At 72.3% G+C, this 13270-nt stretch carries 13 protein-coding genes; 9 read left to right on the forward strand and 4 right to left on the reverse strand.

Annotated features, from left to right (window positions below; genetic code table 11):
- Window positions 1-44: 44 nt before the first annotated feature.
- From AC1DW8_RS08640 to AC1DW8_RS08650, 3 genes are all read left to right on the forward strand, one after another.
- Complete coding sequence (locus tag AC1DW8_RS08640; protein WP_478093297.1) at window positions 45-569, forward strand: 2'-5' RNA ligase family protein; 525 nt, start codon at window positions 45-47, stop codon at window positions 567-569.
- A gap of 92 nt (window positions 570-661) precedes the next feature.
- Window positions 662-1810: a hypothetical protein gene (locus AC1DW8_RS08645; RefSeq protein WP_478093299.1), complete on the forward strand. Its 1149-nt coding sequence runs from the start codon at window positions 662-664 to the stop codon at window positions 1808-1810.
- 321 nt (window positions 1811-2131) lie between these two features.
- Window positions 2132-2764, forward strand: a complete 633-nt coding sequence (locus AC1DW8_RS08650; RefSeq protein ID WP_478093301.1) for an SRPBCC family protein — start codon at window positions 2132-2134, stop codon at window positions 2762-2764.
- Window positions 2765-2795: 31 nt separating this feature from the next.
- Here the strand turns inward: AC1DW8_RS08650 and AC1DW8_RS08655 are convergent, their stop codons facing one another.
- Complete coding sequence (locus AC1DW8_RS08655) at window positions 2796-3035, reverse strand: PLDc N-terminal domain-containing protein (protein ID WP_478093303.1); 240 nt, start codon at window positions 3033-3035, stop codon at window positions 2796-2798.
- 71 nt (window positions 3036-3106) lie between these two features.
- Window positions 3107-4327 (reverse strand): ornithine--oxo-acid transaminase, encoded by a 1221-nt coding sequence (gene rocD / locus AC1DW8_RS08660; protein ID WP_478093305.1) that lies wholly within the window; start codon window positions 4325-4327, stop codon window positions 3107-3109.
- Between the two features lie 186 nt (window positions 4328-4513).
- On the opposite strand from rocD, the gene AC1DW8_RS08665 reads away from it, so the two are divergent.
- From AC1DW8_RS08665 to AC1DW8_RS08675, 3 genes are read left to right on the forward strand one after another with little or no spacing between them, the layout of a single operon-like run.
- Window positions 4514-5938, forward strand: coding sequence for a cyclic 2,3-diphosphoglycerate synthase (locus AC1DW8_RS08665; protein ID WP_478093307.1), 1425 nt, complete (start codon window positions 4514-4516; stop codon window positions 5936-5938).
- Window positions 5935-6420 (forward strand): hypothetical protein, encoded by a 486-nt coding sequence (locus AC1DW8_RS08670; protein ID WP_478093309.1) that lies wholly within the window; start codon window positions 5935-5937, stop codon window positions 6418-6420. Before AC1DW8_RS08665 ends, AC1DW8_RS08670 begins: the two co-directional genes overlap by 4 nt.
- A gap of 5 nt (window positions 6421-6425) precedes the next feature.
- Complete coding sequence (locus AC1DW8_RS08675; protein WP_478093311.1) at window positions 6426-8042, forward strand: DUF4389 domain-containing protein; 1617 nt, start codon at window positions 6426-6428, stop codon at window positions 8040-8042.
- 36 nt (window positions 8043-8078) lie between these two features.
- On the opposite strand, the gene AC1DW8_RS08680 is transcribed toward AC1DW8_RS08675, so the two are convergent.
- Complete coding sequence (locus AC1DW8_RS08680; protein WP_020141819.1) at window positions 8079-8267, reverse strand: hypothetical protein; 189 nt, start codon at window positions 8265-8267, stop codon at window positions 8079-8081.
- A gap of 182 nt (window positions 8268-8449) precedes the next feature.
- Here AC1DW8_RS08680 and AC1DW8_RS08685 point away from each other — a divergent pair, with 182 nt between their 5' ends.
- Window positions 8450-10234 (forward strand): alkaline phosphatase D family protein, encoded by a 1785-nt coding sequence (locus AC1DW8_RS08685; RefSeq protein ID WP_478093313.1) that lies wholly within the window; start codon window positions 8450-8452, stop codon window positions 10232-10234.
- Between the two features lie 69 nt (window positions 10235-10303).
- Here the strand turns inward: AC1DW8_RS08685 and AC1DW8_RS08690 are convergent, their stop codons facing one another.
- Window positions 10304-11230, reverse strand: a complete 927-nt coding sequence (locus AC1DW8_RS08690; RefSeq protein ID WP_478093315.1) for a lysophospholipase — start codon at window positions 11228-11230, stop codon at window positions 10304-10306.
- A 268-nt stretch (window positions 11231-11498) separates the two neighbouring features.
- Here AC1DW8_RS08690 and AC1DW8_RS08695 point away from each other — a divergent pair, with 268 nt between their 5' ends.
- On the forward strand, window positions 11499-12260 hold the full coding sequence (locus tag AC1DW8_RS08695; protein WP_056779207.1) for a DeoR/GlpR family DNA-binding transcription regulator: 762 nt from the start codon (window positions 11499-11501) through the stop codon (window positions 12258-12260).
- Window positions 12257-13201, forward strand: coding sequence for a 1-phosphofructokinase (pfkB, locus tag AC1DW8_RS08700; RefSeq protein ID WP_478093317.1), 945 nt, complete (start codon window positions 12257-12259; stop codon window positions 13199-13201). Before AC1DW8_RS08695 ends, pfkB begins: the two co-directional genes overlap by 4 nt.
- Window positions 13202-13270: the final 69 nt, after the last annotated feature.

Raw genomic sequence — 13270 nt, forward strand, 5'->3', positions numbered from 1 at the left:
TGCCGACGGCGCCCCGTCGCCGGGCGGCGTGCGCACAATGGGCCATGGCGCTCGCGCTCTGCCTGCTGCTCGACCGCAGGTCCGACCGCGCCGTCCGCGCACTCTGGGAGCGGCTCGAGGAGGACGGCGTCCCGACGCTGCTCTCCCACACCCACGGCCACCACGTGCCCCACCTGTCGTATGCCGTCCTGCTGGCCTGGGACCAGGAGGCGGCCGGCGCCGCCGTGGCCGGGCTGGGCGACGGCGGCCCCGTCGAGGTCTCGGTGCAGGGCACGGTCGTCTTCCCGCGCGGACGCGTGGCGCTCGCAGGCTCGGCCTCGGTCGCTCTCGCCACGCGGCAGGCCCGGGCAGTCGAGGCGCTGCGTCGGACCGGCGCCACGATCCACCGGCACTACGAGCCCGGACACTGGATGCCGCACGTGTCGGCCACGACCGGGGTGCCCGGGGCGCGCCTGCAGGTCGTCGTCGACGCGGTGTCCGACCGGCTGCCCCTGACGCTCCGGTGCGACCGGGCCGCTCTCATCGACACGACCGACGGCACGACGTGGGACCTGTCCGGAGTGCCCTGACGAGACCGGTATGAGTACCGGTGCCCAGTATCGACGGGGGCGCCCGTGTCTCTTCTCCCCGACCAACAACCTTCGGGGAGAGACACACGACCATGCGCATCAGCTTCACGCCCGCCGAGAACGGCTTCGCCTTCAGCAACGGCTTCACCAACCACGTCCTGCGGATCCCGGCCGTCGGGGTCGACATCACGACCCGCGGCCGCTGCGGCGGCATGGCGGCCGCCGCCATGGACTACTGGTACGCCGGCCTCGCCATGTCGACGAACGGCACTCTGCCGCAGGACGGCTCGCTCGTCGGCGACTACGTCTACTCCCGGCTCATGGACACGTTCGTCGACAACGGCCTGACGTTCGTCCAGTATGCGACGAGCCTCGACCACCCGACCTGGCTGCGCGGCAAGGGCGTCGCCCGGATGACCCGCGAGGACGAGCTACCCAAGCTCAAGGCGAGGCTCAACTCCGGCCAGCCGGTCCTGCTCGGCCTCACCCAGGCCCGCTCGGTCACCGAGCTCGGCAACGACCACCAGGTCGTCGCGTACGGCTGGGAGCAGGACAGCCGCTACACCTACGTCCTCGTCTACGACAACAACAACCCGGGCCAGGAGGTCCGGCTCAAGCTCACCACCGTCGACGACCCGGCCGAGCGCGCCATCACCGGCAGCAACGGCAAGACGTGGCGAGGGCTCTTCGTCGAGAGCTACACCCGCAAGGTGCCGGGCTACCTCGCCGACGGCCGCGTCATCCACGACTCGACCGACCCGCGCATCATGGTGATCCGCGGTGGGGGCCAGTTCTGGGTGCCGTCACCCGCGGAGTTCGACGCGTGCGGGCTGCGCTGGGACGCCGTCGTGTCGGCCAAGCCCGGGTCGATGGCCCACGTTGCGACCCACCCCGGCAACGGCACGCTCGTCCGCGAGCGCGGCACCGACCCGATCCACGTCGTCTACGGCGCCAAGGCCTTCTGGATCCCGTCGCCCGAGGTCTTCGAGGGTCTCGGCCTCGACTGGGGCAAGGTCCGCGAGATCCCGCATGGGTCCCTCAGTGGCCTGCGCCAGATGCCGCTCGACCGAACCCTGCTGCGCGAGCGGTCCGCCGACCCGGTGTGGCTCGTCGACGGCGGCCGCCTGCGTCACGTCACGAGCCAGGCCGTCATGGACCGCCTCGGCCTCGAGTGGGGCTGCGTCCGCGTCGTCCCCGACGGCGCTCTCACCGGTCTCGCAACGGGGTCGCCGATCAGCTGAGAAGGCATAGGGGACTAGTCACTTCTGGTCCGTTTGTGCCATCTTGCGCCATTTCCACGAACTGCGCCGACACCGGCGTGTCACTCTGTCGCGGTCGCCCTGGAGCGGGACACTCGTTCCCAGGAAGACCAAGACTTCGACGGTTGGCCCGTTGTGGTACGTGAACCGTCACTGGTAGCCCGGACTCGCGAACGCGAGCCGGGCTCCAACACTTTCCGGGGTGCTTCGTGTCGACGCCGCCTCGACACCGCCCCGGCGCCCGACCCGACGGTGACGCGGATCTCGCCGACCGCCAACGGTTTCCGGACTACCGTGAAGATCATGAGGCGCCTCGTCGCACCGTTGGTCGCCGGCGCCGCGGTCCTGTCCGTGGTGACCTTGCGCTGGTCTGCGCTGCACTGGGGCGCGACGACCGAGGAGACGCGCGAGCACCTCCCGGGCGACGAGATCCTCCCGGTCGCCGGCCTCGTCGCGACGCGCGCCATCACCATCGAGGCGCCGCCCGAGGACGTCTGGCCGTGGGTCGTGCAGCTCGGTGCCGATCGGGGCGGCTTCTACAGCTACGACCGGCTCGAGAACCTCGCCGGCTGCCGACTGCACAGCGCCGACGCCATCGCCCCCGAATGGCAGCAGCTCACCGTCGGTGACCTCGTGCGCCTTCACCCTCAGGTCGCTCTGGCCGTCGCCTCGGTCGCACCCGCGCGCTCACTCGTGCTGCACGCCGCGCCGGCCGTGCCCGGCGACCCGGAGGCCGCGCCGTACGACTTCACGTGGTCGTTCGTCCTGCGCCGCCACCCGCACCGCGCGACACGGCTCATCACCCGCGAGCGCTTCGCCTACACCCACCGCTGGTCGCCGCTCCTCGTCGAGCCGGTCTCGGCCGCGAGCTCCCTCATGAGCCAGAAGATGCTCCGCGGCATCCGCGACCGCGCCGAGCGCGCGGCCATGGCGTAGGCCGCGCACTCCGTACGCGTGACATCGCGACTCAGGCGGCTGACGCCTCCGGGGCGACCACCCGCCGTCCCCTCGCGAAGTAGGCGAGCGGTCCGACGAAGTTGATCGCGATGATCGCGGCCCACTTCCCCTTGCTCCCCACGATCTCGCTCGCCGGCCGTCGGGCCAGGTCGGCCCATGCCGTCGCCGCCAGCGACAGCTGCACGCAGCCCGCGACGAGGATCGCCCGCTGCTGGCCGCTCGTCAGGTCCGACCACTTCTTCTGTGCCATGACCCCTCCTCAGGGACGGTGGAGCTCTCGGTGCTGGAACGCGGGTCGCAAGACGGATGCAGGACCGACCCTCAGCGCAGGATCGCCCGGAAGGCGTCGAGGAGGATCTCGAGCTCCATCTCGCCGACGACGAGCGGGGGAGCGATGCGCACCGTCGAGCCGTGCGTGTCCTTGACGAGGACGCCGTGCTCGAGAAGTCGGTGCGACGCCTCGCGCCCGGTCATGAGGCCCGGGTCGAGGTCGACACCGGCCCAGAGGCCGCGACAGCGCACCGCGTCGACGCCGTGCCCGATCAGGTCGCGCAGCCCGTCGTCGAGCAGCGCGCCGAGGTGCCGCGCCCGCTGCTGGAACTCGCCGGTCGAGAGCAGCCCGACGACCGCCTGCCCGACCGCCGCCCCGAGCGGGTTGCCGCCGAAGGTCGACCCGTGGCTGCCGGGCGTGAAGACGCCGAGCACGTCACGGTCCGCGACGACCGCCGACACCGGGACGATGCCGCCGCCGAGTGCCTTGCCGAGGACGTAGATGTCGGGCACGACGCCCTCGACGTCGCAGGCGAAGGTCGTGCCGGTGCGGCCGAGCCCCGACTGGATCTCGTCGGCGACCATGAGCACGTTCCGGTCCCGGGTCAGCCGGCGCACGTCGCGCAGCCACCCGTCGGGCGGGAGGATGACGCCGCCCTCGCCCTGGATCGGCTCGAGGAGCACGGCGACGGTCTCGTCGGTGATCGCGGCCTCGAGCGCCTCGAGGTCGCCGAAGGGCACCATGTCGAAGCCGGGTGTGTAGGGGCCGTAGTGGTCGTGCGCGAGCGGGTCGTCGGAGAAGCTGACGATCGTCGTCGTGCGGCCGTGGAAGTTGCCGGCCATGACGACGATGCGGGCCCGTCCGTCCGGCACGCCCTTGACCTCGTAGCCCCACCGTCGCGCCGTCTTGATCGCCGTCTCGACGGCCTCGGCGCCGGTGTTCATCGGCAGCACGAGCTCCTTGCCGGCGAGGGTCGCGAGGTCCCGGCAGAAGGGTCCGAGCCGGTCGCTGTGGAAGGCGCGGCTCGTCAGCGTCAGCCGGTCGAGCTGCGACCGGGCCGCGGCGACGAGCGTCGGGTGGAGGTGACCGAAGTTGAGGGCCGAGTAGCCGGCCAGCGCGTCGAGGTAGCGGCGACCGTCGACGTCGGTCACCCAGGCGCCCTCGGCGGACGCGATGACGACGGGCAACGGGCTGTAGTTGTTGGCGATCCAGCTCTGCGCCAAGGAGATGTGCTCGTGCGTGGTCCCGGTTCGTGCCGCCGTGTCGCTCACCCCTCGATCGTGGCACCGGCCCGCTCCGGCGGCCGCCGAATGTGACTCGAAACCGGGGTGATCCCGCTCTCGGACCATCGCCGCCCCGACGCCCCGGTGGCACACTCGAAGAGGCGGGTCCCGCAGCCAGGACTACCCGTGGTGAGGTGTGTCGGTCACGTCGGTGACCCAGCCGTGGAGATGGCCATGAGCACCACCAGCCCCAGCACCGACACTCACCGTGCAGCCCGGACTCGCGTCGTCATCCTCGGCGCGGCCGGCCGGGACTTCCACGACTTCAACGTCGTCTTCCGCGACGACCCTGCCTCCGAGGTCGTCGCCTTCACCGCGACGCAGATCCCCGACATCGACGGCCGCCGTTATCCGCCCGAGCTCGCGGGATCGCTCTATCCGCAAGGCATTCCGATCGTCGCGGAGTCCGAGCTGTCCGACCTCGTCGAGCGGGAGCACGTCGACGTCGTCGTCTTCGCCTACTCCGACGTGCGGCACGAACAGGTCATGCACCTCGCATCACGCTGCATCGCTGCCGGAGCCGACTTCCGTCTCCACAGCGCCCGGCGCACGATGCTGCGCAGCACGAAGCCCGTGGTGGCCGTGACCGCCGTGCGCACGGGCGTCGGCAAGAGCCAGACGACGCGCTACCTCGCCCGGCTGCTCCTCGATCTCGGCCAGCGCGTCGTCGCGGTCCGGCACCCGATGCCCTACGGCGACCTCGCCGCCCAGGCGTGCCAGCGCTTCGCGACCTACGCCGACCTCGACCGCCACGACTGCACGATCGAGGAGCGCGAGGAGTACGAGCCGCACCTCGACGCGGGCGTCGTCGTCTACGCCGGCGTCGACTACGAGCGGATCCTCCGCGAGGCCGAGCAGGAGGCCGACGTGATCCTCTGGGACGGCGGCAACAACGACCTCCCCTTCTACGTCCCCGACCTCCACGTCGTCCTCGCCGACCCGCTGCGACCCGGCGACGAGGCGGCCTACCACCCGGGCGAGGCCAACGTCCGGATGGCTGACGTCGTCGTCATCGCCAAGTGCGACTCGGCCCGCACCGCCGACGTCGAGGCCGTCGAGGCATCGGTGCGCGCCCTCAACCCCCGTGCCACGGTGCTGCGCGCCGACAGCCCGGTCACCGTCGACGATCCCGCCGCCGTCCACGGCCGCCGAGTCATCGTCGTCGAGGACGGACCGACCCTGACGCACGGCTCGATGACCTACGGCGCCGGCGTCGTCGGCGCGCGCGCGGCCGGTGCCGCCCTGATCGTCGACCCGACCCCGTATGCCGTGGGGTCCATCGCCGCGACCTACGCGAAGTACCCGAACGCGCGAGGCGTCCTGCCGGCCATGGGCTACGGCGGCGGCCAGGTGCGCGACCTCGAGGCGACGATCCGGTCGGCCGTCGTCGCGGGTGAGTGCGAAGCCGTCGTCAGCGGCACGCCCATCGACCTCACCCGGGTGCTGACGGTGCCCGCACCCCTCGTGCGGGCTCGCTACGAGCTGCGCGAGATCGTGCCCGGTGGCCTCGCGGCCGCGCTCCGGACCGCGCTACCCCTCGACGTCCAGGACGTCCTCGGCACCCATGCGGGTTCCACGTTCGCCGGGAGCGCGTCATGACCACGCCGACCGGACACCTGCCCTCCGACTCGCGAGACCACCGGACCGGCCACGAGCTCGACCCCCGTGCGCCCGTACCCCAGCGAGGCCGGCGTGCGGGCTACGCCGGGTCGCTCCTCACCAGCCTCGTCATGCTCCTGCTCATCAACGTCTGGCCCGGCTGGCAGGTCGTGCCGTTCCTCACCCCGCGCACGGTCCTCGTCATCGGCGCGATCAACGCCTCGATCATCGCGAGAGCCATCGCCGACCTCGTCAACGTCGTCGTCGACCAGCCCCGTCCGCGGGCCTTCGGCGACATCATCTCCATCGGCTTCGGCCTCATCGCCCTGGTGCAGATGTGGCAGGTCTTCCCGCTCGACGTCATCGGCACCGGCTGGGAGGTCGTCGCGCGCGTGCTGCTCGCGATCGGCGTCGTCGGCAGCGTCGTCGGGATCGTCGAGGCCATCGTGCGGCTCGTCACGGGCCGCTTCCCGAGGATGTGATCGTCGTGACCACCACCAGTCCCAACCCCGTTGGCCCCATCGCCCCTCCGGGCCCGACGGGTGGGTTCCATCCCGCTGGGCGCCACATCGCGGCCCTCGTCATCGGCTGCCTGCTCATCCTGCCCGGGCTCGGTCTGCTCCTCGGCGGCGCCGGCCTCGCCATCACGTATGCCGTGGGTCGGGACGACGCCGGCTACCTCTCCCTGACGCTCCCTGCTCTCACGAGCCAGTCGCCGGCCATCACCGCCGAGGACATCGTCGTCGAGACGGGTCCCGACGTGCCCGCCTGGGTGCTCGACCGGCTCGACCTCGACCTCCGGCTCACGGCACGTCCGCTCGCGTCCGGGACGGACGTGTTCCTCGGCGTGGCACCGGCGGGCGACCTCACGGCATACCTCCAGGGCGTCGCCCACGAGCAGGTCGTCGGCATCGCGCGGGCCCGCGACGGGAGCGCGAGCGCCGCGGTGCTGCGGGCGACTCCGGGCGCCTCGACCGTGGCCGCCCCGACGACGCAGACCTTCTGGACCACCTCGGCCACGGGTGCCGGCCAGCAGCAGCTGTCCTGGCGCGTCACCGGGGGCCAGTGGGCCGCCGTCATCATGAACGCCGACGGGAGCGCGGGAGTCGCCGTCGCCGCCACCGTCGGGGTGCGGGCCGGCTTCCTCCTGCCCCTCGCTCTCGTCATGCTCGGAATCGGTCTCGTGCTGACTGGGGTCGCCGTGGCCCTGATCGTCCGCGGCGCGAACGGCACCAGGCCGCCCCAGCCCGGCGGCATCGCGCCGCCGGACGGCGTCCGGCCCGCCTCGACCGTCGAGGCGTCCCCCGTCGCCGCACCGACGTCGCTGTCGACGCACCCCCGAGCCGTGAGTCCGGTCGCGCTCGATGCGCGCCTCGACGAGCCGCTCTCGCGGTGGCTGTGGCTCGTCAAGTGGTTCCTCGCGATCCCGCACGTCATCGTGCTCGGCTTCCTGTGGATCGCGTTCTCGGTCGTCAGTGTCTTCGCGTTCTTCGCGATCCTCTTCACCGGTCGCTACCCCCGCGGGCTCTTCGACTTCAACCTCGGGGTGCTCCGGTGGACCTGGCGCGTGTCCTACTACGCGAGCAGCGGCGGCCTCGGCACCGACCGCTACCCGCCGTTCAGCCTGGACGACGAGCCCGACTATCCGGCGCGGCTCGACATCGCCTACCCGGGGCGGCTCTCCCGGGGGCTCGTCCTCGTCAAGTGGTGGCTGCTCGCGATCCCGCACTACCTCATCGTCGGCCTGCTCGTCGGTGGCGGCTCGTGGGCATGGACCTGGGCGAGGGACACCGACGGGAACGGTCGCCTCAACATCCTGAGCGGAGGCCTGCTCGGACTGCTCGTCCTCGTCGCGGGGCTGTCGCTCCTCTTCGCCGGCCACTACCCGCGAGCGCTCTTCGACCTCGTCGCCGGCCTCAACCGGTGGGTCTACCGCGTCATCGCCTACGCCGCGCTCATGACGGACGTCTACCCGCCGTTCCAGCTCGACGAGGGTGGTGCCGAGGTGCCCCCGGGACTGCCGGGACCGCCGCCACCCCCGACGCTCCCGCCGCCGGTGGCCGACGACGCCGTCCGCCCGACCGGCCCGACCCGCGTCGGCTGACCGGCTGACCTCGCCGCAGGGCTCCTGCCGCCTCGGTCAGGGGCGGCGGCGAGGTCGCGACAGCGCGAGCCCGAGACCCGCGACGGCGACGATCGGCCCGATGACGGCCCACAGCGTGTTGCCCGACATCGCGCTGCCGCCGACGTAGCCGAGACCCTGCAGCGTCCACAGCGCTCCGACGAGCAGCACGAGGACGCCGACGATGACGCGGACCGGGCGGGTCATGACCGGACCCGCAGGTAGGTGCTCATGTGCCGACGCTACGTCGCCGGACCCGCCACGTCACCCCACGCGCCGGCGCCCCCGAGGCCGTATGCCGTCGCCGACCACGGTCGGTCACGCGGTCGCCCGATGCCGGTCGACGCGTACGCCCCTGTCGGTCACCGGGCGGGCATAGCCTCCGGAGCATGACAACGCCGTCCCTCGACCGGCGCACCCTCCTCAAGGGTGTGGCCGCGGCCACCGCAGCCCTCGCCGTCCCTCGCGTCTTCGACCCGGCCGCCGCTGCGGCGCCGGCGAGTCGGGGCATCTTCGGCTACGGGGTCGCCAGCGGCGACCCCACCGCCGACTCCGTCATCATCTGGACCCGCGCCACGCCACCGGCTCGACCCGGAGAGCCCGTCGCCACTCCGGGCAGCGGCCTGGGTCGGTCGATCCCGGTGCGCTGGCAGGTCGCCCGCGACCAGCGCTTCACGCGGATCGCCGCCCACGGCACCGTCATGACCACGCCCGACCGCGACCACACGGTCAAGGTCGACGTCACCGGGCTCGACCCCTACACGCGCTACTTCTACCGCTTCCAGTCGCTCGGTGAGTTCAGCGACGTCGGGCGCACCCAGACCGCAGGCGACATCGCGGGCGAGACCCACGCGCTGCGGATGGCCCTCGTCAGCTGCAGCAACTACACGGGCGGCTTCTTCACGGCCTACCGCGCCATCGCCGCCCGCGACGACCTCGACTTCGTGCTCCACGTCGGCGACTACATCTACGAGTACGGCAACGGCGCCGACCGCTACGGCCCCGCCGCGCTCGTCGGCGTCCGCGACGGCCAGCCCGCGACCGAGACCATCGACCTGACCGGCTACCGGCTGCGCCACGCGCTGCACAAGGCCGACCCCGACGCGCAGGCCGCGCACCAGAAGCTGCCGTGGATCACGATCTTCGACGACCACGAGGTCGCCAACAACGCGTGGGCCGGTGGCGCCCAGAACCACCAGGCGGGCGAGGGCGACTACCTCGCGCGCCGGGCCCAGGCCATGCAGGCCTACCTCGAGTGGATGCCGTTCCGGATGCCCGACCAGTCCGTGCCGCACCGGGGCACGCGCTTCTTCAAGCGGTTCACGTTCGGCGCCCTCGGCGACCTCTCGATCCTCGAGACGAGGCAGAACCGCAGCGCCCAGGTGACCGTGCCCGACGTGCCGTTCGACGGGTTCGTACCGATCGGGGTCAGCCCGGCGATCGACGGGGCCATCGCCTCGACGGCCCGGCACCTGCCCGAGCCGGAGCAGCTGGCCTGGCTCAAGGAGGGCCTCGCCGAGCAGGGTCGCCAGTGGCACCTGCTCGGCAACCAGGTCATGGTCGCGCCGGTCCTCTACCCGGGTGCCGCGCTCGGCGCCGCCGGGATGACCTTCGTCAACGCCGACCAGTGGGACGGCTACACCGCCGATCGCACGAGCCTGCTCGACCACCTCGCCGCGCAGCCGCCGGCCGCCGGTGACGCGGTCGTGCTGACCGGCGACATCCACGCGTCGTTCTCGTGCGACCTTCCCGTCAGGTCGTCACCCGGCCAGACGGCCTACGCCTCCGCGGGGGTCGAGTTCGTCTGCCCGTCGGTGACGAGCGACGGCTTCTTCGAGGTGCTCGGGCGCACGCCGCAGCTCGCCGGACAGCCGCCCGAGGTCGTCGTGGCCGTGACCCGGCAGGCCATCGGCGCGGCGCAGCAGCTCAACCCGTGGCTGCGCTACATCGACGGGGTCAGCCACGGCTACGTCGTCATCGACGTGACGCCCGAGCGCGTGCAGGCCGACTACCACCACACCCCGGTGCCGACGAGCGCCCAGCCCGACCCGCGCGTCGTCCCGACGATCGTGCCCACCTACACGCGCAGCCTCCAGACGCTCGCGGGCACACGCCGCCTCTCGCCCGCGACCGGGCCGGTCGGCCCGCGCTCGGACCTGCCGCGCGGCGGCTGACCACCAGAACGGCAGCGCCCGCTCGACGTTCGTGGTCGAGTGGGCGCTGCCGTGCGCTCGCGATGTGGGTCAGCCCTGAGCGGCGAGGTGCGCGTCGATCCAGTCGACGATCTCGACCTCGACCTCGTCGCGGTTCGTCTCGTTGAGGATCTCGTGGCGGGCCTGCGGCCACAGCTTCACCGTGACGTCCTGCACGCCGAGCCGTCGCAGCTGGTCGGCGACCTGCTGCACGCCCTTGCCGTTGGCGCCGACCGGGTCCTGGTCGCCCGAGGCGAGGTGGACCGGCAGGTCCTTGGGGATGCGCGAGGCCACGCGGTCGGTGTTGACCGACTCGAGCCCGCGCAGCAGGTCGGCGAATCCGCCTGCGCTGAAGACGAATCCGCAGTCGGGGTCGTTGATGTACTTGTCGACCTCGGCCGGGTCCCTCGAGAGCCAGTCGAAGTCGGTGCGGGTCGGCTTGAACGCCGAGTTGTACTGCCCGAAGCTCAGCGTGTTCATCAGGCCGCTCGCGTGCTCGTGCCCGCGGAGCCGGGCCTGGGTCGAGGCGAGGAAGACGCCGACCTTGCCGATGGCGCCGGCTCCGCCGGCGGTGCCCGTGAGCACGAGGCCGGCGAGCTCGGGACCGTACTGGGCGGCATACCCCCTCGAGATGAACGAGCCCATGCTGTGGCCGACGAGGACGACGGGCAGCCCCGGCTGCTCCTCGCGGGCCTTGTCGGTGACGGCGTGCAGGTCCTCGATGACCGTCTGCCAGCCGTCCCGCTCGGCGAAGGAGCCGCGTGGGCTCGACGTCTTGCCGTGCCCGCGGTGGTCGGAGCCGTAGACGGCATACCCGTGGTCGGTGAGGCGCTGCGCGAACCGGGCGTAGCGGGTCGAGTGCTCGGCGAGGCCGTGCGCGATCTGGACGACCGCCCTCGCGTCGCCGTCGGGGAGCCACCGGTTGACGAAGACGTCGGTGCCGTCGGGCGTGGTCAGCGTGAACGTGCTGCTCTGCATGGATCGTCCTCGATCTGCTCGGTGACTGGCCGTCGAGCGGCAGCGTATGCCGTCCGCCGCGTCTCGGGGGAGCGTCTGCTCACGAGGTGGCTCGGTCGTGGCTCGGGCACGGGCGCGGCCCGCCCGGTATGCCCGTTTAGCCCGCTCCTCTCGAAGAAACCAACAGAAACGGGTGCCCGAATCTATTTACTTCACGCCGAGCCGGTGGTTTCCTTGTGTCACGGGCCCCAGAGGGCACGATGGGAACCACACAGGACGAGGGAGTCCGATGTACGCAGCGGAGCGGCAGCAGCGGATCATCGCTGAGGCACGTCGTGCCGGCCGGGTCGAGGTCACCGCCCTCGCCGACTCCCTGGGTGTCGCCGCCGAGACCGTGCGCCGCGACCTCACCGCCCTCGAGCGTCGTGGCTCCCTGCGCCGGGTCCACGGCGGTGCGATCCCCGTCGAGCGCCTCGAGGTCGAGCCGACCCTCGCCACCCGCTCCGGCCGCCTCGCCGACGTCAAGCGCCGCATCGCGGCCCGCGCCCTCGACGAGCTGCCCAGCGGCGGCAGCATCATCCTCGACGGTGGGTCGACGACCCTGGCCGTCGCCGAGATGCTCCCGCCCGACCTCGACCTCACCGTCCTCACCAACAGCCTCGCCGCGGCGACCGTCCTGTCGACCCACCCCGGCATCAAGCTCTACCTCCTCGGTGGACGCGTCCGCGGCACGACCGGCGCCGCCGTCGGCGACTGGGCCACCGGCGCTCTCGCCGACGTCGTCGTCGACGTCGCCGTCATCGGCACCAACGGGCTGTCCGTCGCCCGCGGCCTGACGACGCCCGACCAGTCCGAGTCGCTCGTCAAGCGCGCCATGGTCGGCGCCGCCCGCAAGTGCGTGGTCCTCACCGACTCGAGCAAGGCCGGCGACGACCACCTCCACCGATTCGCCCAGCTCGCCGACGTCGACGTCGTCATCACCGACACCGACCTCGACGACGACGTCGCCGCCGAGATCCGCGCGGCCGGACCGGAAGTGGTGACCGCATGATCGTCACGCTCACGCCCAACCCGAGCATCGACCGGGCCGTCCTCATCGACGCGCTCCGCCGGGGCGAGGTGCACCGCGCCACGAGCAGCCGCATCGACCCGGGGGGCAAGGGCGTCAACGTCTCTCGCGCCCTCGCGGCCCAGGGCGGCTCGACCGTCGCCGTCCTGCCGAGCGGAGGACCCGAGGGGCACCTCCTCGAGGAGCTGCTCGACGCGGCCGGGGTCGGCCACGTCTCCGTGCCGGTGTGCGGGTCGGTCCGGATGAACATCAGCGTCCTCGAGCCCGACGGCACGACGACCAAGCTCAACGAGCCCGGCCCCGACCTCTCGGCCGACGAGGTCGAGTCCCTCCTCGCGACGACGCTCGAGCACGCCGACGGCGCCCAGTGGGTCGTCGGCTGCGGCAGCCTCCCTCCCGGAGCGCCCACCGACCTGTATGCCGGCCTCGTCGGCCGGGTGCGCGAGCGCGGGCTGCGGGTCGCCATCGACTCGTCCGGCGCGCCGTTCGCCGCCGCCGTCGCCGCGAAGCCGCACCTCATCAAGCCCAACCACGAGGAGCTCGCCGAGCTCGTCGGCCACGACCTGCCCACCCTGGGCCACGTCCGCGACGCCGCCCGTGAGCTCGTCGCCGGTGGCATCGACGTCGTGGCCGTCAGCCTCGGCGGCGACGGCGCCCTGCTCGTGACCGCCGACGAGTGCGCCCACGCACGCGCGACGATCACGGCCCCCCTGTCCACCGTGGGCGCCGGCGACTGCATGCTCGCCGGCCTGCTCCACGGCCTGTCCACCGGGCTCACCCCGGCGGACGCCCTCATGACGGGGGTGACGTGGGGCGCCGCGGCGGTCACCCTCCCCGGAAGCCGCGTGCCCTCACCTGACGACCTCGACGGCATACGCGCCGAGCTGACCCGCGAGCCCGACTTCGACCGCGTCCTCTCCTGACGCGCCACGAGACGCCGAACACCCGGAACGACAAGCACCGATCGTCCTGATCGTCCGAAAGGAAACACC

It is taken from the genome of Terrabacter sp. P2_E3, assembly GCF_056403915.1.